The following is a 20,121-nucleotide window of genomic DNA, read 5'->3' as shown; positions in this document are numbered from 1 at the left end:
GGACGGGCGACGACACGGTATGCTGCATCGATGAATAGCCCGTCCCCGTCATCCTTCCCTGCCCTGCCCAGGGCCAGTGCCTGGCCGCTGGTGCGGGCATTGTTCAAGCGGCCCGCGCGGGTGTCGGCGGAATTGGTCCAGGCCAGCTACCGGCTGGACCGGATCGATGCCGATCACGTGCGGCGCTACAGCGATGCATTCGGCTTCCCGCCCGGCCCCGTGCCGCTGACCTACCTCTATCTGCTGGCGCAACGCGCGCAACTGGCGACGATGCTTGATCGGGCCATCCCGTTTCGGATTGTCGGATTGATTCATGTGTCGAACGATCTCGCGATGCATTGCGAGGTACGCACTGATGCGCCGCTGATGCTCGTGACCACATTGTCGATGCCGCAACCCGGGGACAATGGCGCCGTCGAATGTGTGCTGGAGACAGTGGCAAGCGCTGATGGAAAAACGGTCTTCACCTGCACCAGCCGGTACCTGATCAAACGCGGGAAACGCGGCAGGCATGCTTCCGCCTCACCTTCGATCATGCCCGCAGGCAACTTCATCGCAGAATGGTTCGTAGCCGCCGATGCAGGGCGCCGCTATGCGGCCTTGTCTGGGGACTGGAATCCCATTCATCTGTGGCCATGGAGTGCGCGGCTGATGGGGATGCATGCGCCGATCATCCACGGCATGGAAACCATGGCACGCGTCTGCGCAGCGTTCGAACAATCGACCAATCGTCGCGTTACGAGTTTGGCGTGCCGCTTTAAACGCGCAGTGCCGCTCGGTGCTTCGGCAACGTTGATGGCCTGCGAAGTCCCCGGCAGTTTTGTCGTGCTGTGCAGCAATCGCGTGGCCGTCGAAGGTACGCTCGGCTACGCGTAATATCGCGCGACCCGCAAAAAGCCGAAAAAGCCGGGGTCAGGTCTGACATTCGGACACGAACTCGACAGTAGAGTAGTTGGAACTACCTGACACGGTGCCATGCTGATCAGCACAAGATACCCTGGGATGCGGCTAAGGCTGAGGTTGTGTCCGAATGTCAGACCTGACCCCAGCTGTGCCGCGCGCAGCGTCAATCGCGGTAAAATACGCAGCTCTGGCCAGCCTCTGCCTCGCCGTACCCAATCCGAAGAAATGACCACCGTTCCCACTGAAATCAACGCCGCAGCCGTCAAGAACAGCGCGACCGACAAGCACACCCCGATGATGCAGCAGTACCTGCGCATCAAAGCCGACTACCCCGACATGCTGGTGTTCTACCGCATGGGCGACTTCTACGAACTGTTCTTCGACGACGCCGAAAAAGCCTCGCGCGTGCTGGGCATCACGCTGACCGCGCGCGGCAAGTCCGAGGGCAATCCGATCAAGATGGCCGGGGTGCCGTTCCACTCGCTCGATGGCTATCTGGCCAAACTGGTGAAGCTGGGCGAGTCGTGTGCGATCTGCGAGCAGATTGGCGACCCTGCGCTATCCAAAGGTCCGGTCGAACGCAAGGTCATGCGCGTCGTCACGCCAGGCACCCTGACCGATTCCGACCTGCTGCCCGAAAAAGCCGAGCGCCCGCTGCTGGCCCTGTGCCTGCAAACCCAGCGCAAGACCGTCACTGCGGGTCTGGCCTGGTTGTCGCTGGCGAGCGGCAATCTGCGCCTGATGGAATTTTCGGGCGACGCGCGCGCCATCGAGGCGCGTCTGGCGCATGAACTCGAGCGCATCGCGCCGGCGGAAATCCTGCGCGCCGATTGCGGCGACATGTTCGACGATGGCGCATCCACCGTGCACACCCAGCGCGTGCCGGAATGGCACTTCGACGTGGTCAAGGGCCACGGCGCGCTGCTCGAACAATTGAAGGTCGCCACGCTCACGGGCTTTGGCGCCGATGGCCTGGGCGCCGCGTTCGGCGCGGCCGGCGCGCTGCTGCGCTATGCCCAGGCGACGCAAGGCCGCGGGCTGCAGCACGTGCGCGGGCTGGCGTGCGAGAACGAGAACGAATACATCGGCCTGGATGCCGCCACGCGCCGCAATCTGGAGCTGACCGAAACCATTCGCGGGCAAGAGTCGCCGACGCTGTTTTCGCTGCTCGACGGCTGCCGCACGGCGATGGGTTCGCGCATGCTGCGCCACTGGCTGCACCACGCGCGCCGCGACCAGTCGATCGCGCGCAGCCGTCACCAGTCGATCGCCGCGCTGCTGCAGGCGGACGCCATCGACAACCTGTCGCCGACGCTGGCGCAGGTGCCGGACATCGAGCGCATCACCACGCGTGTGGCACTGCTCAGCGCGCGCCCGCGCGACCTGGCGAGCCTGCGCGATGGCCTCAAGGCCTTGCCGATGCTGCGCGAGCTGGTGGCGCGCTGCTTCGTGCCGGGCGATACATCGCTGCTGCGCGAGCTGCATGACGACCTTGCCACGCCCGCCGATTGCCTCGACCTGCTGGTGCGCGCCGTGCTCGAAGAGCCGAGCGCGATGATCCGCGATGGCGGCGTGTTCGCGCGCGGCTACGATGCGGAACTCGATGAACTGCAGGCGCTGTCCGAGAATGCCGGCCAGTTCCTCGTCGACCTTGAAACACGCGAGCGCGCCCGTACCGGCATCGCCAACCTGCGCGTCGAGTACAACCGCGTGCACGGCTTCTACATCGAAGTCACCAATGGCCAGGCGACCAAGGTGCCGGACGATTATCGCCGCCGCCAGACGCTGAAGAACTGCGAACGCTACATCACGCCCGAACTGAAGGCGTACGAAGACAAGGCGCTGTCGGCGCAGGACCGCGCGCTGGCGCGCGAGAAAATCCTGTACGACGACTTGCTGGCGCAGCTCGCGCCACACATCGGCGTCCTGCAAACCATCGCGCGCGCGATCGCGCAGGCCGACGTGCTGGTCGCGCTGGCCAGCCACGCGCTGCGCCATGGCTGGTGCGCACCGCAGCTGGTCGATGCGCCGTGCCTGAACATCATCGAAGGCCGCCATCCGGTGGTCGAGAACCAGATCGAGCGCTTCATCGCCAACGATTGCCGCTTCTCCAACGAGCGCCGCCTGCTCCTGATCACCGGTCCGAACATGGGCGGTAAATCGACCTTCATGCGCCAGGTCGCGCTGATCACGCTGCTCGCGTATGTCGGCAGCTATGTGCCGGCGGCAGAAGCCACGCTGGGGCCGATCGACCGCATCTTCACCCGCATCGGCGCCAGCGACGACCTGGCCAACGGCCGCTCGACCTTCATGGTCGAGATGACCGAATCGGCCGCGATCCTCAACGGCGCCACCGAGCATTCGCTGGTGCTGATGGATGAAGTCGGGCGCGGCACCTCGACCTTCGATGGTCTCGCGCTGGCGTGGGCCATCGCGCGCCACCTGATCGACACGAGCCGCAGTTTCACGCTGTTCGCGACCCACTACTTCGAGCTGACCCAATTGCCGGAATCGTACCCGAGCGCCTACAACGTGCACCTGTCGGCGGTCGAGCACAAGGACAGCATCGTGTTCCTGCATGCGGTGCAGGATGGCCCGGCGTCGCAAAGCTACGGCTTGCAGGTGGCGCAGCTGGCCGGCGTCCCGCAGCCGGTGATCAAGGCCGCGCGCAAGCACCTGGCGCGCCTGGAAGCGCAGGCCGCCGGTGGCACGCCGCAGCGCGACCTGTTCGCCGCGCCGCTGCCCGAGCACGATCTCGACGAGGCCCCGGCGCCAGTCGTGGCAGAGGTCCAGGATGACGGCCTGCGCGACGCGCTCGACGCCATCGATCCGGACGCGCTGACGCCGCGCGAAGCGCTCGAACGGCTGTACGAGCTGAAACGGCTGGCTGCCTGATGTCCATTTCGCGCCCGGTCATTGCCTGCTCCGCCCTGCTGGCGGTCGCCCTGGCCTGCGCGCCGCTGGCGGCCAAGGACAAGGAAGAGCGCCCCGCGCACCGCTTCGCCGTGGTCGGCAATGACGCCGCCGCCGAAAGCGACGCACGCCTGAAGCAGGCGCTGGCCGATTCGTCCGAAAAATCGGTGTCGTTCGTGGTCCTCACCGGCATCAAGGGCGAAAACGAAAGCTGCGGCGACAAGCTGTACCAGCAGCGGCGCGACCTGTTCGAGCATGCCAAGCGGCCCGTGATCGTGTCACTGGCCGGCAGCGACTGGACCGGCTGCCGCAACTCGGCCAAGCGCACCAATGCGATCGAGCGCCTGAATCGCCTGCGCGAACTGCTGTACGGCGAGCCCGAATCGCTTGGCGCAACCAGGATCCACCTGACGCAGCTGTCGGCCAGCCCGCGTTTTCGCAGCTACGCCGAAAACGCACACTGGAAGGTGGACAAGGTGCTGTACGCCACCATCAATCTGCCGGCCGCGAACAACCACTTCCTGCCGGCGGCGGGCCGCAACAGCGAATACGAAGACCGGGCCGTGGCCAACCGCTTCTGGCTGAATCGCCTGTTCGCGATGGCACGCAGCGACAAGGCGCAGGCGCTGGTGCTGTTCTCGGAAGGGGCCGTGCGCCCGTTCCATCTCGATCAGCCGGCGGGTCTGCGCGGCCTGTTGCGGCGCGCGCCGGCCGAACGCGACGGGTTCGAAGCGGCGCGGCGTCAGATCCAGGCGCAGGCAGTCAAGTTCGATGGCAAGGTGCTGCTGGTCGACAGCAGCGCGCCGGGTGGCCGCACGCCGCACATTACGTGGAAGGATAATCTGGGCCAGCTGTCGGTGGGAACCAAAGCCGTCGAGGTGAACGTGATGCTGGGGAAGGATGCGGCGTTCACGGTGGTGGACGCGAAGCAGTAAAACAGAGGCTTGATGCAAACGCGGCCACCGCGTGATGCGGTGGCCGCGTACCAACCGGATTACTGCAGCGGCTGGCTACGGAAGTGATCGCCATCATCGCTGTCATCGATCTCGTGATGATGACCGCCGGCGCCATGCACGTGACCGTGCTGGATTTCTTCAGCGGTCGCAGCGCGCACATCGACCACGGACAGGTCGAAGCGCAGTGCCATGCCGGCCAGTGGATGGTTGCCATCCAGGACGACCTTGTCGTCAGCGATTTCGGTCACGGTGAAAATCACCGGATCGTCATCACCGTTTTCGGCCACGCCTTCGAACTGCATGCCGATTTCGATCGGTTCCGGCAGGCGCGAACGCTCTTCGACCTTCACCAGCTCTGGCTCGTAGTCGCCGAATGCGTCGTCCGGTTCTACCTGGATCGTCGAGGCGTAGCCGGTTTCTTTGCCGTCCAGCTCTTCTTCGATCTTCGGCAGGGTATTCTCGTAGCCGCCGTGCAGGTACACCATCGGCTGGGAGCCCTCCTCGATCAGATTGTTCTGGGCATCCGACAGTTTGTAGTTAACCGTCACGACTGTGTCTTTAGCAATCTTCATCGTCCATCCTTTCATTGTGAGCTGCGGATTATACTCTCGATGGGTCTAGGGCCCGCTTCGGCTGGTTATAATGTCGCATGAAAAAACTACCGCTTTTAGGGAATCTTTCCCCCGCTGAATTCCTGCGCGATTACTGGCACAAGAAACCGCTGCTGATCCGTGGCGCCATCCCCGGCTTCAAGCCGCTGCTCAAGTTCGAGAAGCTGGCCGAGCTGGCCGCGCTGAACCATGTCGAATCGCGCCTGGTCTCGCTGCGCGACGGCGAGTGGGACATGCAGCACGGCCCCCTCACCGACTTGCCCGCCCGCAGCGAGCCCAACTGGACGATGCTGGTCCAGGGTGTGAACCTGCATGACGAGCGCGCCGACGAGCTGCTGCGCCAGTTCCGCTTCGTGCCGGATGCCCGCCTGGACGACCTGATGGTGAGCTTTGCCACCGATGGCGCCGGCGTCGGCCCCCATTACGACTCGTACGACGTGTTCCTGCTGCAGGCGCACGGCAAGCGCCGCTGGCGCATCGGCGCGCAGCAGGACCTGACGATCATCGAGGGCTTGCCGCTCAAGATCCTGGCCAATTTCGAGGCCGAAGAAGAATTCGTGCTCGAGCCGGGCGACATGCTGTACCTGCCGCCACAGTACGCGCACGACGGCATCGCCGAAGGCGAATGCATGACCTATTCGATCGGCTTCCGCTCGCCGTCGTTCCAGGAACTGGGCGAATCCTTCCTGCAATTCATGGCCGATTCCATCGACCTGCCGGGTCGCTACGCCGATCCGGAACTGCAAGAAACAAAGAACCCGGCCGAGATTCCGAAGCACATGCTCGCCACCGTCACCGAAGAACTCAACAAGGTGCGCTGGGACGAAGAAGACGTCACCATCTTCCTCGGCGAGCACATGTCCGAGCCGAAGCACAATGTGTTCTTCACGCCGCCTGCCAAACCGCTGACCTTCGGGCGCTTCATGGAAACGGCAGCCAAGCGCGGCGTCAAGTTGTCGAGCAAGACGCTGATGCTGTACCGCGGCAAGAACGTCTTCATCAACGGCGAATCGCTGGCCGCTGGCCGCGCCGACAAGGTGGTACTCGACGTGCTGGCCAACGACCGCCGCATCGATGGCGCCACGCTTGGCAAGGCCACCGACGACGTCACCGAATCCTTGTACGCCTGGTACCAGGACGGCTGGGTCGAGCTGGGCTGACCATGGACGCGCGCGCCATCCCGTTCGACACCCGGCGCGATTGCGAGGCGCAGTTTCTCGCCATCGTGACGGCCGCGCAGCACAGCCTGCGCCTGTTCGATCCGGATGGTGCCGTGTTCGCGCTGGGCGCTGTCCAGGTGGATGCGGCGCTGCGCGCGTTCCTGCAACGGGGCGGCACCTTGCGCCTGGCCCTGCACGAGCCGGGCCATATCGAACGCCATTTCCCGCGCTTCGTGCGTCTGCTGCGCGACTACGGCCATGCCTGCGAATGCCGCCAGAGCCCGAAGAACCTGCGCCAGCTGACCGACTCGTTCTGCATCGCCGACGAACAGCATGTGGTGCGACGCTTCCACAGCGACCACATGCGTGGCGAAGCCAACTTCGATGATCCGCACGCTGTCGATGTGCCACAGCATCGATTCGATGCAATCTGGGAAGCATCGCGGCCAACACTGCAGCCGACGACCACCGGGCTGTAGGGCATCCAGCCAGCATGAGCCGTTGCCTGATAGTTACTTTTCAGGCATTCCGTCATGTACGTAGCATCTTGTAACAATATGAAGCTTATCAAAGCGGAAAATTCTTACACCACGGCATGTGTTCGCTATTGCGAAACTGTAAAATTGTCTATAATATCAATCAGGAAGGTTCCGTTGCGCCCGTGGCAGTCTTGCTATTTGTGAAGGCACGAGAATTCCATCGAGAAATAATTACCGGTAATTATTATTCGTATCAAGTAGTTCTACTTTTGTAAATACTAAGGAAAAAACCATGAAAAAATCCCTGCTGATCGCTTCCCTGTTCGCTGTTACCCTGGCTGCTTGCGCTAAGAAAGAAGAAGCTCCAGTCGCACCAGTGACCGAAACCCCAGCTGCTGTCGTCGCTCCTGCTGACGCAACCATGCCAGCTGCTGACGCAACCGCTCCAGCTGCTGCTGCTGCTGACGCTGCTGCAACCGACGCTGCTGCTGCTGCAACCACCGCAACCGACGCTGCTGCTGCTGCTCAGACCTCGGCTACGCAAGCTGCTGACGCTGCTGCTACCACCAAGTAATTCGTTACTCGGTAATGAAGAAACCGGCCTGCGGGCCGGTTTTTTTACGTCTGTGCTTGATGGAACAGGATGCTGGAGTGGCGTAGGGTGGACGGGTTTCCCGTCCACGCGTTCAACAAACGGTGAAGCGCCACAAGATGTAGTTGATCAGAACGCGTGGACGGCATAGCCGTCCACCCTACGACGCATAAAAAAACCGGCCAGTTGGCCGGTTTTTTTGTTGCCGCTGCGAGGCTTACTTCAGCTCGTTGTTCAGCAGGGTCAGGATCTTGGTCGTCGTTGGCGAGGTTTCTGCCTTGCCGTCGTTGGTCTGCACCGACACTTCGCTGACGTTCGCACCTTGTGCGGCCTTGACCAGCACGCGGTAGCGCTGCGCTTCCTTGGCGTCGTCTTCCGACTTGCCGAACGTGAAGAGGCGCTTGAAGAAGCCATCCTTGGTCTCGCCCGCATCCGGATCGACGTAGCGCACGAAGTAGATACCCTGTACGCGGTCGCGGTCTTCGACGGTGAAGCCGACGCGATCGAGCGCCAGGCCGACACGGCGCCATGCGCGGTCGAATCCTTCATCGACTTCGACCTTGTCGCCCACCAGCTTGGCGTGCTGCGGTGCCAGCGGCGCGTTGGCGACCATGGCTTCGGCCGGGGCGACTTCTTTCGCACCCGTCAGCAGCGCAACGATACGGCTCAGGTATTGCGACTCGAGACCCGGATCGTTGGGACGCACGGTCCAGGTCGTGGTTTCGCTTTGTGGGCCGGTCAGGACTTCTTCGGCGCCGCGGTGGCTGACCCAGATCTCGGTCGAGCCATCTGGCAGGCGCTCGAGGCGCGTGCGGAACTTGTCGCGCTCGCCGGTGGAATAAGCGCTGTCGAACACACGGCCGATGGCGCGACGGACGAAGTCCTGCGGGATCTTCGAGCGGTTCTCGACCCAGGCGGTTTCCATGGTGCCGGTGGTGGCCGACTCGGTCTCAAGTGCGAAGCCCTGCTCTTCCCAGAACTGGCGCAGTTGCGGCCACAGCTGTTCAGGCGTCTGCTTGACCACCAGCCAGCGCTGGTCGCCATTGCGCTGCACGCTGACAGCATCGGTCGAGATCGGGCCGATCGGCTGGCCGGAGGCCGAGACACCGGCCACCGCAGGCACGCCGCTCGCAGCTGCTGCTGCCTGGCCCTGCTGGAATTCGGATGCCGTGGCAACACCGCGGCCGTCGGGGATCGCATAGCGGTTATCGCGCTGCAATTTGGTCAGGTCAGGCGGCACGTCCAGCGGTGCAGCTTTCTTGGCGCCTTTGTAGTCGACCTTGTCGCCACCGAAAATCGTGGTGCAGGCCGTCAGGCTGAACGCGATGACCGTGAGCGAGAGCACACGGGCGACGGCAGGAGCGTTGATCAGGGATGCGCCGTTGGAATTCTTAGTCTTGCGAATAGTCATGTCGTTCGATATCAGGTCAGTAACCCGAACCCTTGCGGATTCAGGATGGGGAATGAACGCCGGCTTCCACCAGGGCGGCACGTACGATCTCGTGGTATTGGGAGGACAGCGGCGCGAGCGGCAGGCGCAGGCCGGCCGGCATCTTGCCCATCTCGGCCAGTGCCCATTTGACGGGCACCGGATTCGGTTCGACGAACAGCTTGGCGTGCAGGCCGAGCACGCGGTTGTTAATCTCGAGCGCGCGGGCGATGTCGCCGTTCATGGCAGCCACGCAGAGCTCGTGCATCGCGCGTGGCGCCACGTTGGCGGTGACCGAGATATTGCCGGCGCCGCCGCAGAACATCAGCGCCATCGCGGTCGGATCGTCGCCCGAATACACGGCGAACGATTTGTCGACCATCTTGAGCAGTTCGATGCCGCGCCCGATATTGCCGGTGGCGTCCTTGATGCCGACAATGTTCTCGATCGGCGCCAGGCGCGCGACCGTCTCGTTGGCCATGTCGGCCACGGTACGGCCCGGCACGTTGTACAGGATGATCGGCAGGTCGACGGCTTCGGCGATGGTGCGGAAGTGGCGGTACATGCCCTCTTGCGTCGGCCGGTTGTAGTACGGCACGACCTGCAGGGAGGCATCGGCACCGACGCTTTTCGCGTGACGGGTCAGCGCGATGGCTTCCACGGTCGAATTGCCGCCGGTACCGGCGATGACAGGGATGCGGCCGGCGACGTGGTCGACGGCCAGCTTGACGAGTTCGCAATGCTCTTCCGGCGACAGCGTCGCCGATTCGCCGGTCGTGCCCACGATGACGATCGCGTCGGTACCTTCGGCGATATGCCAGTCGATCAGCGCGCGCAGGGCGTCGCGGTCGACGGTGCCATCTTCGAACATCGGGGTGACGATTGCTACGATACTGCCCTTAATCATAATCTTTGGACCGTGCCATTCATTTAAAAATCTGATTGTAGCGGATAGCCCGCCCCTATGGTTCATTCCTGACCACAATATGGTCGAGCCGGGCCTCGGTTTTGCGGTATGCATGACCGGCGGCGCACAGGCGCTGCACCTGCGCCGGATGGGGCCGCTCTACGTGGCCATCCTCGTACGCCAGCACCTGCAGGCCGCCCTCATGGGCCAGCGCCAGCAGTTCGCCGGGCGCGAGCAGGAAGGCCGGATTCGATGGTTTGCCATAGACCTCGTTACCTTGCGCGAAGGTTTCGTAGATCAGGATGCCGTCGGGCCGCAGGCTGGCCGCGATCTGCGCGAACAGCGGCCGGTGCAGGTAATTGGTGACGACGATGACGGCGAAGCGCCCGGCCTCGAAGGGCCAGGTTGCGCCATCAGCTTCGAGATCGCAGGCCATGGTCGTTACGCCCTCGCCCGCGCTGGCGGCCAGCGCGGCCGGATTGCGATCAACCGCCAGCACCTTGAAACCTTGCGCCGCGAGCAGGCGCGTGTGGCGCCCATTGCCGCAGGCCAGGTCGAGCGCTTCGCCGGGCCGCGCCAGGGGCACGAAGCGCGCTACCCAGGGCGACGCGGGCAAGGCCGCCATGTGAACGCCGGTGCTCATCGGCTCAGAGCAGGAAGAACGTGAATGGCGTGGCCGCCAGCTGCACCAGATAGCCACCCAGCGCCATCACCGGCGTAAGCCAGTAACCGACGACCTTGAGCATCACCAGCGCCAGCACGACGAAGAAGCCGTAGGGTTCGATGCGCGCGAATGCGTAGGCCGCGCGGTGCGGCAGCATCGCCGTGACGACCCGGCCACCATCGAGCGGCGGGATCGGCAGCAGGTTGAAGGCCATGATCAACAGGTTCGTGAAGATGCCGGCCTGCGCCATCTTGTGCGGAAATTCTTCGCCCACCTGGAAGAACACGAGCAGCACGCCCATGATCAGCCACAGCACGGCCATGACGAAGTTGGCAAACGGGCCGGCCAGAGACACCCACGCCATATCGCGCTTCGGGTTGCGCAGACGCCCGAATTCGACGGGCACCGGCTTGGCATAGCCGAACACGAACGGCGTGAACAGGAACATCAGAACCGGGATCACGATCGTGCCCCAGATGTCGATGTGCACCAACGGATTGAGGCTCATGCGCCCCTGCGAATAGGCGGTGTTGTCGCCAAAGTACTTGGCAGCGTAGGCGTGGGCAGCTTCGTGCAGCGTGATTGCAAACAGGACCGGCAGCGCATACACCGCGAGGGTGCGAATCGTTTCTTCCATGGGGGCTGATTCTATCAGAGCGCGGCGCGTACTTGACCGGTGGAATACTTAAGGCAGCCTTGAAGGCTGCAGCCCGGCTGATTACAGGCCGAACGCTGCCGGATCGCCCCTGCCCTCGCGAATCAGCACCGGCTCGGGGCCGGTCAGGTCGATCACGGTGGTGGCTTCCAGCATGCCAGCGCCGCCGTCGATGATCAGTTCGATCTGCTTTTCGAGGCGTTCGCGCACTTCATCGGGATCGGACAGCATGTGCTCGTCGCCCGGCAGTTGCAGCGTGGTGCCGATCAGCGGTTCGCCCAGTTCTTCGAGCAGCGCCAGCGTGATGCGGTTTTCCGGTACGCGCAGGCCAATCGTCTTGCGCGACGGGTGCGACAGGCGCCGCGGCAGCTCACGCGTGGCTTCCAGGATCACCGTGTACGGGCCCGGCATCGTGGCCTTGAGCAGGCGGTATTGCGTGTTGTCCACGCGCGCATACTGCGCCACCTCGGACAGGTCGCGCACCAGCAGCGTCAGGTGGTGCTTGTCATCGACGCCACGGATGCGGCGCAGCTTCTCGACCGCGTTCTTGTCGTCCAGGCGGCAAACGAGCGCGTACGCGGAATCAGTCGGCAGCGCGACGATGCCGCCGGCGCTGACGATCTGCGCGGCCTGCTTGATCAGGCGCGCTTGCGGGTTTTCAGGGTGAATCTGGAAAAACTGGCCCATGGATGGTGTCCTTGTTATTGGTTAGCGCAGCGACTGGAGCGCGGCGATACGCTGCTCCATCGGCGGGTGGGTCGAGAACAGCGCGCCCCAGCCGCCGCCGCTGCCGGAAATGCCCGATGCCGACATCGCTTTCGGCAACGCGCCCGGCGCGAAGCCGCCCAGGCGGGCCAGCGCGTGCTGCATCGGCACCGGGCTGCCCATCAGTTTGGCGGCGCCGGCGTCGGCGCGGAATTCGCGCTGGCGCGAGAACCAGGCCACGATGATCGAGGCAAGCAGGCCGAACAGGACTTCACAGACCATCACGGTGGCGTAATAGCCGATGCCGGGCGCGTCGCCCTCTTTACGGAACAGCAGCTTGTCGACAAAGAAGCCGACCACACGCGCAAAGAACACGACGAAGGTATTGACCACACCCTGGATCAGCGTCAGCGTGACCATGTCGCCATTGGCGATGTGGGCGACTTCATGGCCCAGGACAGCCTCGACTTCGTCCTGGTTCATGCTCTGCAGCAGGCCCGTGGACACGGCGACCAGCGCCGAATTCTTGAATGCGCCGGTGGCGAACGCATTTGGCTCGCCATCGTAGACGGCAACCTCGGGCATGCCGATGCCGGCGCGCTCAGCAAGGCGACGCACGGTACCTACCAGCCACTGCTCGGTGGAGTTGGCCGGTTGTTCGATCACGCGCGCGCCGGTCGACCACTTGGCCATCGGTTTGCTGATCAACAGCGAAATGAACGACCCGGTAAAGCCGATGACGAGCGACATCACGGCCAGTGAAGCGAAATCGATGCCCTGCGCCGAGACGGCGCGGCCAAGACCGAACACGTTCATGACCAGCGTCAGCACCAGAACGACGGCAAGATTGGTGGCGAGGAAAAGAACAATGCGCTTCATGGCGGACAACTCCTGAATGGATGACAAGATGCCAATATTGGGCTTCTTGTCGGAAAATTCAAGGGCACGGACTACAAGCCCGCATCAGCGCTTCGTTCCCAGGAAAAACCGCAGCATTTCCTTCGACGCAGACGGCCCCGCCGCATCGGTATGCGACCCGGCTGCATTGCCGCCCGCCCACGCATGCCCTGCTCCGTGCACGACCCACTGCTCCGCCATGGCCCGGCCCGCGTCATCGCGCCAGACACTGCGGCGGCAGCGGCGTCCGCCATGGGCTGCATCGTCGTGACGCACGCTCAGCGGCGCAGCGTGCAGGCCGGCGTGAGCGCCCACATACTGTTGCAGGACGGCGTCGCCATTGGCCGGCGCCACCACGTGATCGGTGCTGCCATGGAACACGATGACCGGCACGGCCTCGCGCAAGGTGCGCCCCCTGGCCGGCTTCTTCATCGCCTGCAAGCCGGTGATCATGTCGCGCCCGCTACCAGCCGGCAAGCCGGAGTGCACGCCCACTGCCGCGAACAGGTCCGGATACTCGGCGCCCAGCACGGCGGCCATCGCCCCGCCCGCCGACATGCCGGCCACGAATACCTGCGCCGGATCGGCGCCGTGCTCCTTGACGATCTGCCGCGTCAACCCGGCGATGATGCCCGGCTCGCCCGCATCGCGCGTCTGGTTGCCCGCCTCGAACCAGTTCCAGCACTGCGTGCGGTTCGACCCGCTGTCCTGCTCGGGATACAGCACGAGGCAGTTGGCTTCTTCGGCCAGGCGATTCATGCCGGTGCCGAGCGCGAAATCATCCGGATTCTGCGTGCAGCCGTGCAGCATGACGATCAGCGGGCGCGGTATGGTCGATGGCTGCGACGGAATGTACAGCTTGTAGCGACGGCGACCGGCTGCGTTCGAAAAGACGCCTGCCGTGAACGTGCCACCGGCAATGTCTTCCATGACCGCCACGTCGTCATCCAGAGGCATGCCAATGCCGACACCGACGCCGGCGGCGCGCATGGCCGCCTGACCCTTGCGCAGCTGGGCTTGCCAATCGGGCGCCGGGTTGATGTCCACAAAGGCGGTGGCGTCCTTGCTGGCGGGCGCGGCGCCCTGCCCCTGCCCCGGCATCAGGCCGGCCTGCGCCAGCGCTTGCTGGATCGTGGCGGTGGCCGAGGCCACATCCTTGTTCTGCACGAGGCGGGCAGAGGCCATCATCTTGTTCATGAATTGGTCGAGCGATTTCATCATTATCCAGTCTAGGTGAGGGTGCGATCTGCCAGCGCGGCGCGCACGGCAGGTGATGCAACAAATGCGCCCAGGACCTGGATCGACGCGATCGCATTCCGGGCAAGTTCAGGTGATACGTTGTCTTCGATGACCGCCAGGCCCAGCACATGGATGTCCAGTTGCTGACCCTCTGCCACCAGTTGTTCAAGTTCCTGCACCGAATAGCGGTACAGGCCCATCACATAGCGCTTGCGCACGATGGTCTGACGGATCACGTCGGCATGCTGCGTGAGCAGGTTGCGGATGGCCGTGCGCACCAGATCGGTGCGGTTGGAATAAAACCCTTCCTCGACCAGCAGGTCGACCTGGGCCAGGTCGACCAGGCCGACATTGACCGTGACCTTGTCGCTGTCAGGGAGTTTCTGTTGGGGTAAAACTGCTTTCATCGTGCTCTCCATACGCTGCATATACTCCAATTGGAGTATAAATCGGCTTTTACAAGAGCTGGTGGGAAAATTCTTTATAAAAACAGGCGCAGCGCGGCCAGCCGCAGAAGCGGCAGCCGTAGGGTCAAGCAGGAGAAAGTGTTAGAACCAGTCGTGCCAGATCGGCGTCACGCCGGATGGCAGCGGCGGCAATTCAGCGAACTCGACCCGCGATTCGCCGGGTGCATGGAAATCGGTGCCGCGCGAAGCGAGAAAGCCATAGCGGCGCGCAACTTCGGCGTAGGTGCCGTACTGGTCCGGCGTGTGGCTGCCGGTCACGACTTCGATGGCAGTGCCGCCCAGTTGGCGGAACTCGTCGAACATCGCGCCCTGCGCCGTGTCGCTGAACTTGTAGCGCCCCGGATGCGCAATGACAGCGATACCGCCCGCGCCCTGAATCCAGCCCATCGCCTCGCCAAGCGTCGCCCAGCGATGCGGCACGTAGCCTGGCTTGCCTTCGGTCAGGAAGCGGCGGAAGACTTCGGAAGTTGTCCGGCACACGCCGATTTCGCACAGATAACGCGCAAAGTGGGTGCGCGACATCAGGTCGGGATTGGCGACGTAACGCAGCGCGCCTTCGTACGGTGTGGGAATGCCGGCCTGCTCGAGCTGGGCCGCCATCTCGCGGGCCCGTTTTTCGCGGCCATTGCGCGTTGCCGCCAGGCCGGCGATCAGTGCCGGATTGTCTTCATCGACTTGCAGGCCGACGACGTGGACGGTGTCGTTGGCCCAGGTGACCGAGATCTCCACACCGGCCACAAAACGCATGCCCAGCGCCGTGGCTGCCTTGCGCGCCGCCTTCACGCCGCTGATTTCGTCATGGTCGGTCAGCGCCCAAACGTTCACGCCACTCTTGCCGGCGTAGGCGGCCACGTCCGATGGCGCTAGGACACCGTCGGAGACATTGGAATGGCAGTGCAGATCGACTTTCAGCATGGGCTTATCAACGGGCGGGATGGACGCTCCATTGTACGCGCATCAATCTGCCGGCGCAGCGAGGAAGTCCTCGATCATGCGCGCCAGCAATTCCGGCTGGTCATGATGCAGCATGTGCCCCGCCTGCGGCATCATGCGCGCCGTGACGTTCTTCAGGTACCCCATACGGCGATCGACCTCGGCGCGCGCCTGCTCCTTCGCGCCCATCCAGCGCCACATGTCGGTGTCCTCGGCCTCGACCCACAGCACCGGCGCCGTAATGGCCGACCACGCCGCCATGATCTCGTCGACGTGGTACAGCAGCGGCCCCGTCATCTTGTGCGCCGGATCGCCCAGGATGCGCCACTGGCCGTCGCGGTCCTGCTCGGACCAGTGCGCAGCAAGAAAGCTCGAGCGCTCGTAGGCCAGGCGCGGGTTGGTCTTGCGCAGGCGCGCCGCCACCTCGTCCAGGCTGGCATAGCCGCGCATCTCGGGTGGCGCGCGCAGTTCGTCGAGCCAGCTGGCCATCCGTTTCGGATACTGCGCCGCTGTCGTCGTCGGCAGGCCGAAACCTTCCAGGTTGATCAGCTTGGCCACGCGATGCGGCCGCACGCCCGCATACAGGCCGGCGATATTGCCGCCCATGCTGTGGCCGAGCAGGTTCACGGCCTCGTCCGGGGCAAACCGGTCGAGCAGCGCATCGAGATCGGCCACGTAATCCGGGAACCAGTAAGTATCGGCGCCCGAGCGGTCGCTGTGCCCGAAGCCGCGCCAGTCCGGTGCGATCACATGCCAGTCACCCGCCAATGCATCGACGACAAACTGGAACGAGGCCGCCACATCCATCCAGCCGTGCAGCATGAACAGCTTGGGTGCACCTTCGTTTCCCCAATGGCGTACGTGAAGGCGCAGGCCGCGTACGGTGACGAATTCAGAGCGTGAAAGTTTCATGAAGCCTCGAAAAAAGTACGATCGTTCAGGCGATTATATCGCCGGCCCGTTGAATTCGCGTACCACGGCCCCATCTGCCGGTCTTCGGGCGATGGCAAAGCCGGCGCTGACCCAGGCCTGGAGCGGTAAAATAGCCCCATTCCAACCTTCTGCGAGCGCATCCATGGCCATTTACCAGCTGGGCGAACATGCACCCGAGATCGATCCGTCGGCGTTCGTCGCCGATTCGGCCACGCTGATCGGCAACGTCACACTGGCGGCCAACACGTCGGTGTGGTTCGGGGCCACGTTGCGGGGCGACAACGAACGCATCACCATTGGCGAAAACAGCAATGTGCAGGAAGGCACGGTGATGCATACCGACATGGGCTATCCGCTCGACATCGGCCGCGGTGTGACGATCGGCCACCAGGCCATGCTGCACGGTTGTACGGTCGGCGACGACTCGCTGATCGGCATCGGCGCCGTGATCCTGAACGGTGCCCGCATCGGCAAGGGCTGCCTGGTCGGCGCCGGCGCGCTGGTCACGGAGAACAAGACATTTCCCGATCACTCACTGATCCTGGGTTCGCCCGCGAAAGTAGTGCGGACCCTGACACAAGAAGACCTGCTGCGCCTGCAGGGCAATGCCGCGAGCTATGTCGCGCGAGGCCAGCTATTCAATACACAGCTAAAGAGAATCGGATAAAGAATGACGACACCAGACACCACGCTTGACATCACGAGCACCACCGGCGACACGCTGCAAAAATTCATCTTCGACAATGCCGCCGTGCGCGGTGAGCTGGTCGAGATTTCCGACACCTGGCGCGAGATCCAGGCGCGCCACGGCTACCCGAAAGCGGTGCGCTCGGTGCTGGGCGAGATGGTGGCCGCCTGCGCGCTGCTGTCGGCCAACCTCAAGTTCAACGGCTCGATCGTGATGCAGATCCACGGCGACGGCCCGGTGCGCCTGCTCGTCGTCGAATGCGATGCCGACCTGCGCATGCGCGCCACGGCCAAGCTGGCGCCGGACGTCGACGTCACCGACGACGCCACGCTCGGCCAGCTAGTCAATGTGCAGGGCACGGGCCGCTTCGTGATCACGCTCGACCCGCTCGAAAAGATGCCGGGCCAGCAGCCGTACCAGGGCATCGTGCCGCTCGACGGCGACGATGTCGCCACGGTCATCGAAAACTACATGCTGCGTTCGGAGCAGCTCGACACGCGCCTGTGGGTCGCGGCTGACGACAAGGTCGCGCGCGGCATGCTGCTTCAAAAACTGCCGCGTCACAGCGGTGGTGAAGACCAGACCAAGCAGGCCTCCGAAGCGGAAGACCTGGAAACCTGGAACCGCGCTGCAGCGCTGGGCGGCACGCTCAAGCACGAAGAGCTGCTGTCGACCGACATCTCGACGCTGCTGCACCGCCTTTTCTGGGAAGAAACCATCCGCGTGTTCGACCCGATGCACCCGCAGTTCCACTGCAGCTGCAACCGCGAAAAGGTCGGCAACATGCTCAAGATGCTGGGCCAGCCAGAAGTGGAAACGGCGCTGGAAGAACTGGGCGAACTGGGCATCAACTGCGATTTCTGCGGCAAGCATTATTCGTTCGACAAGGTCGATTGCGCGCAGCTGTTTGCCGTGGATACCGCGGCCCAGACGCTGATTCCGCCGAGCGGCAGCACGCACTGAAGCAATCCCCCGAAGTGCCGCAGCCCATCAGGGCTGCGGCGCCATCCACACCAGATTCCACAGATGACCATCGAGGTCTTCGAAGCCCTGGTCGACCATGAAGCCATGGTCCTCCAGCGGATGCGGAATACGGGCGCCCGCAGCGCGCGCCCGGTCGATCAGGCTGGCAAGTTCTTCGCGACTCTCGCAACTCAGGCAGATGATGACTTCATTCGCCTGGCTTGCCTGCACCACGGGTTTGTCGATCAGCGAAGCGAAGAACGTTTCGGTCATCAGCATCGCATGGATGCAGTCGTCGACGATGACCATGTAGGCCGTGCTGTCGCTGCTGTATTGCGGCTTGAAAGTGAAGCCGAGACTGGAAAAGAACGCCTTTGACCGCTCAAGGTCCTTGACCGCAAGGTTGAAGATGACCTGCTTGTTCATGATGTCCTCCAGTCTGACAACGATGGGATCATGCATCCGCGCCACGCACCGTGGCGCACTTTCGCCGACACACGCTCCAAGGTAGCAGGACTGCGCGCCCCTGTATTGCCCCGATTTCAGAAATTCTCGTGGACTTCAACTTTTTGCGCGAAGTGATAAGCTGATGCTTGTTTGATACTGTTGTATTTTCAGACAGTGGCACCACCTAGACATCACTGACTAATGGAGAAACACACATGAACATCGATATTGGCATCAACACCGAAGACCGCGCAAAAATCGTCGAATCGCTTTCGACCGTCCTGGCCGACAGCTACATGCTGTACCTCAAGACCCACAACTTCCACTGGAACGTGACCGGTCCGATGTTCCAGACTCTGCACGTGATGTTCCAGGAGCAGTACACCGAGCTGTGGACCGCACTGGACGATATCGCCGAGCGCATCCGCGCACTGGGCCACTTCGCACCAGGCACCTACAAGCGTTATGTGGAACTGTCGACCATCACCGAAGAAACCGACGTGCCGTCGGCCAAAGAGATGATCCGTCAACTGGTCGAAGGCCAGGAAGCCGTGATCCGCACCGCGCGCGCTGCCGTGCGTATTGCTGACGAAATCGACGATTTCCCGACCGCCGACATGCTGTCGACCCGCATGGAAGTGCACGAGAAAAATGCATGGATGCTGCGCGCATTCCTGGAACAGGGCGCCGGCCACGAGCAGGGCGACGCATCGTCGCAGTCGAAAGAGTAAGAAGTGCTGCGGCCCGTTGCGGGCCGCTCTGGCGCTAATTCAGTTAGCGTCAAAACGTCGTTCCAGCGCAGGCTGGAACCCAAGCACGTCGCGCAGTCGGTACTTTATAAGTAGCCAGTCTGCACGCAAACTTGGGTTCCCGCCTTCGCGGGAACGACGTTTTTTTACGTGCGTGGTGAAGCGTGTTACTTCCCGCCACTCATGTGCAGGTCGACCACCTTCATGATCTCGAGGGTCAGGTCCATATCGAACTCCCCTGCCGTCATCGCTGCTTGCAGCGCGTCGCGCGGCATGCCCACGCTGGCGGCCAGCTCGCCCAATGCAGGCGCCTGCGCCACTGCCTGCAAGGCGGCGGTAATCACGGCGCCATCGCCATCTTCGAACGCGTCGGCCAGGCAGTCTGCGATCGCATCGAGCGAGTCGAGGCTGGCGGGATCGATCGGGGTGTTTTCTTCGGTCATGATGATAGGTTCAGTGTGCGGCAGCGCCGGTGGGCTTGGCGCCCGGTTTCGGCGGCGGCGGTGGTGGCGGCACGGTCATCGATTCGACCGGGATTTCATTCTTGCGCAGCACCTGCACGAAAATCTCGTTCTGCTTGATCATGCCCAGGTCGTAGCGCGCACGCTCTTCGACGGCCCCGGTGCCTTCGGTCAGGTCATCGACTTCGGAATCGAGCTTGCTGTTGCGCGCCGTGAGCTGCTCGGTCTTGATGCGCGTGGTTTCGACCTGGTTCTGCATGTCGGCCACGGACAGCCAGCCGCCTTTGCCAAGCCAGAGGGGATACTGGATCAGCACGAGCAGCGCAGCCAGGACAATCGTGATCAGGCGCATGGTGAAAAACGAAGGAGA

Annotated in this window: 23 protein-coding genes; 9 read left to right on the top strand and 14 right to left on the bottom strand. The window is 63.3% G+C overall.

Annotated elements, in window-relative coordinates:
• The first annotated feature begins 30 nt into the window (after window positions 1–30).
• The 3 genes from AC56LN_RS04380 (at window position 31) to AC56LN_RS04370 (ending at window position 4,751) form a co-directional block, all read left to right on the top strand.
• Complete coding sequence (locus AC56LN_RS04380) at window positions 31–876, top strand: MaoC/PaaZ C-terminal domain-containing protein (protein WP_499570131.1); 846 nt, start codon at window positions 31–33, stop codon at window positions 874–876.
• 252 nt (window positions 877–1,128) lie between these two features.
• Window positions 1,129–3,798: a DNA mismatch repair protein MutS gene (mutS, locus tag AC56LN_RS04375; RefSeq protein WP_499570130.1), complete on the top strand. Its 2,670-nt coding sequence runs from the start codon at window positions 1,129–1,131 to the stop codon at window positions 3,796–3,798.
• Window positions 3,798–4,751 carry a hypothetical protein gene (locus tag AC56LN_RS04370; RefSeq protein ID WP_499570129.1) on the top strand — a complete coding sequence of 318 codons (954 nt, stop codon included), beginning with the start codon at window positions 3,798–3,800 and terminating at the stop codon, window positions 4,749–4,751. Before mutS ends, AC56LN_RS04370 begins: the two co-directional genes overlap by 1 nt.
• 59 nt (window positions 4,752–4,810) lie before the next feature.
• Here AC56LN_RS04370 and AC56LN_RS04365 read toward each other — a convergent pair whose 3' ends face one another.
• Window positions 4,811–5,344 carry an FKBP-type peptidyl-prolyl cis-trans isomerase gene (locus AC56LN_RS04365; protein ID WP_499570128.1) on the bottom strand — a complete coding sequence of 178 codons (534 nt, stop codon included), beginning with the start codon at window positions 5,342–5,344 and terminating at the stop codon, window positions 4,811–4,813.
• 77 nt (window positions 5,345–5,421) lie between these two features.
• Here AC56LN_RS04365 and AC56LN_RS04360 point away from each other — a divergent pair, with 77 nt between their 5' ends.
• The 3 genes from AC56LN_RS04360 (at window position 5,422) to AC56LN_RS04350 (ending at window position 7,596) form a co-directional block, all read left to right on the top strand.
• Window positions 5,422–6,543 carry a JmjC domain-containing protein gene (locus AC56LN_RS04360; protein ID WP_499570126.1) on the top strand — a complete coding sequence of 374 codons (1,122 nt, stop codon included), beginning with the start codon at window positions 5,422–5,424 and terminating at the stop codon, window positions 6,541–6,543.
• A 2-nt stretch (window positions 6,544–6,545) separates the two neighbouring features.
• On the top strand, window positions 6,546–7,022 hold the full coding sequence (locus AC56LN_RS04355) for a DUF7931 domain-containing protein (protein ID WP_499570125.1): 477 nt from the start codon (window positions 6,546–6,548) through the stop codon (window positions 7,020–7,022).
• A 292-nt stretch (window positions 7,023–7,314) separates the two neighbouring features.
• The gene (locus AC56LN_RS04350) at window positions 7,315–7,596 is read left to right on the top strand and encodes a hypothetical protein (RefSeq protein ID WP_482899682.1); all 282 of its coding nucleotides are present in this window, start codon (window positions 7,315–7,317) and stop codon (window positions 7,594–7,596) included.
• Between the two features lie 235 nt (window positions 7,597–7,831).
• Here the strand turns inward: AC56LN_RS04350 and bamC are convergent, their stop codons facing one another.
• From bamC to AC56LN_RS04300, 10 genes are all read right to left on the bottom strand, one after another.
• On the bottom strand, window positions 7,832–9,025 hold the full coding sequence (gene bamC / locus AC56LN_RS04345; RefSeq protein WP_499570123.1) for an NlpB/DapX family lipoprotein: 1,194 nt from the start codon (window positions 9,023–9,025) through the stop codon (window positions 7,832–7,834).
• A 40-nt stretch (window positions 9,026–9,065) separates the two neighbouring features.
• Window positions 9,066–9,950, bottom strand: coding sequence for a 4-hydroxy-tetrahydrodipicolinate synthase (gene dapA / locus AC56LN_RS04340; protein ID WP_499570122.1), 885 nt, complete (start codon window positions 9,948–9,950; stop codon window positions 9,066–9,068).
• A 55-nt stretch (window positions 9,951–10,005) separates the two neighbouring features.
• A complete protein-coding gene (locus AC56LN_RS04335; RefSeq protein ID WP_499570121.1) occupies window positions 10,006–10,593 on the bottom strand; it encodes a class I SAM-dependent methyltransferase in 588 nt (195 codons plus the stop codon).
• A 4-nt stretch (window positions 10,594–10,597) separates the two neighbouring features.
• The gene (locus tag AC56LN_RS04330) at window positions 10,598–11,251 is read right to left on the bottom strand and encodes a site-2 protease family protein (protein WP_499570120.1); all 654 of its coding nucleotides are present in this window, start codon (window positions 11,249–11,251) and stop codon (window positions 10,598–10,600) included.
• Window positions 11,252–11,332: 81 nt separating this feature from the next.
• The gene (locus AC56LN_RS04325; protein WP_183555570.1) at window positions 11,333–11,956 is read right to left on the bottom strand and encodes an L-threonylcarbamoyladenylate synthase; all 624 of its coding nucleotides are present in this window, start codon (window positions 11,954–11,956) and stop codon (window positions 11,333–11,335) included.
• Window positions 11,957–11,977: 21 nt separating this feature from the next.
• Window positions 11,978–12,853, bottom strand: a complete 876-nt coding sequence (gene htpX, locus AC56LN_RS04320; RefSeq protein WP_499570119.1) for a protease HtpX — start codon at window positions 12,851–12,853, stop codon at window positions 11,978–11,980.
• An 84-nt stretch (window positions 12,854–12,937) separates the two neighbouring features.
• On the bottom strand, window positions 12,938–14,068 hold the full coding sequence (locus AC56LN_RS04315; RefSeq protein ID WP_499570118.1) for an extracellular catalytic domain type 1 short-chain-length polyhydroxyalkanoate depolymerase: 1,131 nt from the start codon (window positions 14,066–14,068) through the stop codon (window positions 12,938–12,940).
• A 32-nt stretch (window positions 14,069–14,100) separates the two neighbouring features.
• Window positions 14,101–14,517 (bottom strand): ribbon-helix-helix domain-containing protein, encoded by a 417-nt coding sequence (locus AC56LN_RS04310; protein ID WP_229424778.1) that lies wholly within the window; start codon window positions 14,515–14,517, stop codon window positions 14,101–14,103.
• 141 nt (window positions 14,518–14,658) lie between these two features.
• On the bottom strand, window positions 14,659–15,492 hold the full coding sequence (locus AC56LN_RS04305) for a 3',5'-nucleoside bisphosphate phosphatase (protein WP_499570116.1): 834 nt from the start codon (window positions 15,490–15,492) through the stop codon (window positions 14,659–14,661).
• 42 nt (window positions 15,493–15,534) lie between these two features.
• Window positions 15,535–16,422: an alpha/beta fold hydrolase gene (locus AC56LN_RS04300; protein ID WP_499570115.1), complete on the bottom strand. Its 888-nt coding sequence runs from the start codon at window positions 16,420–16,422 to the stop codon at window positions 15,535–15,537.
• A gap of 163 nt (window positions 16,423–16,585) precedes the next feature.
• Between AC56LN_RS04300 and AC56LN_RS04295 the strand changes: the two genes are divergently transcribed.
• Together AC56LN_RS04295 and hslO are read left to right on the top strand one after the other, a co-directional pair.
• Window positions 16,586–17,110, top strand: coding sequence for a gamma carbonic anhydrase family protein (locus AC56LN_RS04295; protein ID WP_499570779.1), 525 nt, complete (start codon window positions 16,586–16,588; stop codon window positions 17,108–17,110).
• Between the two features lie 3 nt (window positions 17,111–17,113).
• Complete coding sequence (gene hslO, locus AC56LN_RS04290; protein WP_499570114.1) at window positions 17,114–18,094, top strand: Hsp33 family molecular chaperone HslO; 981 nt, start codon at window positions 17,114–17,116, stop codon at window positions 18,092–18,094.
• Window positions 18,095–18,121: 27 nt separating this feature from the next.
• On the opposite strand, the gene AC56LN_RS04285 is transcribed toward hslO, so the two are convergent.
• Window positions 18,122–18,520 (bottom strand): VOC family protein, encoded by a 399-nt coding sequence (locus AC56LN_RS04285; protein WP_499570113.1) that lies wholly within the window; start codon window positions 18,518–18,520, stop codon window positions 18,122–18,124.
• Window positions 18,521–18,756: 236 nt separating this feature from the next.
• Here AC56LN_RS04285 and AC56LN_RS04280 point away from each other — a divergent pair, with 236 nt between their 5' ends.
• Window positions 18,757–19,272 carry a Dps family protein gene (locus AC56LN_RS04280; protein ID WP_183555578.1) on the top strand — a complete coding sequence of 172 codons (516 nt, stop codon included), beginning with the start codon at window positions 18,757–18,759 and terminating at the stop codon, window positions 19,270–19,272.
• 185 nt (window positions 19,273–19,457) lie between these two features.
• Here AC56LN_RS04280 and AC56LN_RS04275 read toward each other — a convergent pair whose 3' ends face one another.
• Window positions 19,458–19,733 (bottom strand): helix-turn-helix domain-containing transcriptional regulator, encoded by a 276-nt coding sequence (locus tag AC56LN_RS04275; protein ID WP_499570112.1) that lies wholly within the window; start codon window positions 19,731–19,733, stop codon window positions 19,458–19,460.
• A 10-nt stretch (window positions 19,734–19,743) separates the two neighbouring features.
• The gene (gene ftsB, locus AC56LN_RS04270) at window positions 19,744–20,103 is read right to left on the bottom strand and encodes a cell division protein FtsB (protein ID WP_482899694.1); all 360 of its coding nucleotides are present in this window, start codon (window positions 20,101–20,103) and stop codon (window positions 19,744–19,746) included.
• Window positions 20,104–20,121 lie beyond the last annotated feature (18 nt).

The organism is Telluria sp. ZT3P26 (genome assembly GCF_059686035.1).
Note: the sequence above shows the minus strand (reverse complement) of the source record. Positions and strands in the feature narration are given on the sequence as shown.

What these genes read in the sequence shown, in the direction of transcription:
- AC56LN_RS04360 (WP_499570126.1), top strand. Translation starts at nt 5,422, where the DNA reads ATGAAAAAACTACCGCTTTTAGGGAATCTTTCCCCCGCTGAATTCCTG.
- AC56LN_RS04295 (WP_499570779.1), top strand. Translation starts at nt 16,586, where the DNA reads ATGGCCATTTACCAGCTGGGCGAACATGCACCCGAGATCGATCCGTCG.
- AC56LN_RS04300 (WP_499570115.1), bottom strand. Translation starts at nt 16,422, where the DNA reads ATGAAACTTTCACGCTCTGAATTCGTCACCGTACGCGGCCTGCGCCTT.
- AC56LN_RS04310 (WP_229424778.1), bottom strand. Translation starts at nt 14,517, where the DNA reads ATGAAAGCAGTTTTACCCCAACAGAAACTCCCTGACAGCGACAAGGTC.
- AC56LN_RS04335 (WP_499570121.1), bottom strand. Translation starts at nt 10,593, where the DNA reads ATGAGCACCGGCGTTCACATGGCGGCCTTGCCCGCGTCGCCCTGGGTA.
- dapA (WP_499570122.1), bottom strand. Translation starts at nt 9,950, where the DNA reads ATGATTAAGGGCAGTATCGTAGCAATCGTCACCCCGATGTTCGAAGAT.
- AC56LN_RS04325 (WP_183555570.1), bottom strand. Translation starts at nt 11,956, where the DNA reads ATGGGCCAGTTTTTCCAGATTCACCCTGAAAACCCGCAAGCGCGCCTG.
- AC56LN_RS04315 (WP_499570118.1), bottom strand. Translation starts at nt 14,068, where the DNA reads ATGAACAAGATGATGGCCTCTGCCCGCCTCGTGCAGAACAAGGATGTG.
- AC56LN_RS04370 (WP_499570129.1), top strand. Translation starts at nt 3,798, where the DNA reads ATGTCCATTTCGCGCCCGGTCATTGCCTGCTCCGCCCTGCTGGCGGTC.
- AC56LN_RS04305 (WP_499570116.1), bottom strand. Translation starts at nt 15,492, where the DNA reads ATGCTGAAAGTCGATCTGCACTGCCATTCCAATGTCTCCGACGGTGTC.
- ftsB (WP_482899694.1), bottom strand. Translation starts at nt 20,103, where the DNA reads ATGCGCCTGATCACGATTGTCCTGGCTGCGCTGCTCGTGCTGATCCAG.
- AC56LN_RS04365 (WP_499570128.1), bottom strand. Translation starts at nt 5,344, where the DNA reads ATGAAGATTGCTAAAGACACAGTCGTGACGGTTAACTACAAACTGTCG.
- AC56LN_RS04355 (WP_499570125.1), top strand. Translation starts at nt 6,546, where the DNA reads ATGGACGCGCGCGCCATCCCGTTCGACACCCGGCGCGATTGCGAGGCG.
- AC56LN_RS04350 (WP_482899682.1), top strand. Translation starts at nt 7,315, where the DNA reads ATGAAAAAATCCCTGCTGATCGCTTCCCTGTTCGCTGTTACCCTGGCT.
- mutS (WP_499570130.1), top strand. Translation starts at nt 1,129, where the DNA reads ATGACCACCGTTCCCACTGAAATCAACGCCGCAGCCGTCAAGAACAGC.
- bamC (WP_499570123.1), bottom strand. Translation starts at nt 9,025, where the DNA reads ATGACTATTCGCAAGACTAAGAATTCCAACGGCGCATCCCTGATCAAC.
- htpX (WP_499570119.1), bottom strand. Translation starts at nt 12,853, where the DNA reads ATGAAGCGCATTGTTCTTTTCCTCGCCACCAATCTTGCCGTCGTTCTG.
- AC56LN_RS04280 (WP_183555578.1), top strand. Translation starts at nt 18,757, where the DNA reads ATGAACATCGATATTGGCATCAACACCGAAGACCGCGCAAAAATCGTC.
- AC56LN_RS04330 (WP_499570120.1), bottom strand. Translation starts at nt 11,251, where the DNA reads ATGGAAGAAACGATTCGCACCCTCGCGGTGTATGCGCTGCCGGTCCTG.
- AC56LN_RS04285 (WP_499570113.1), bottom strand. Translation starts at nt 18,520, where the DNA reads ATGAACAAGCAGGTCATCTTCAACCTTGCGGTCAAGGACCTTGAGCGG.
- hslO (WP_499570114.1), top strand. Translation starts at nt 17,114, where the DNA reads ATGACGACACCAGACACCACGCTTGACATCACGAGCACCACCGGCGAC.
- AC56LN_RS04380 (WP_499570131.1), top strand. Translation starts at nt 31, where the DNA reads ATGAATAGCCCGTCCCCGTCATCCTTCCCTGCCCTGCCCAGGGCCAGT.
- AC56LN_RS04275 (WP_499570112.1), bottom strand. Translation starts at nt 19,733, where the DNA reads ATGACCGAAGAAAACACCCCGATCGATCCCGCCAGCCTCGACTCGCTC.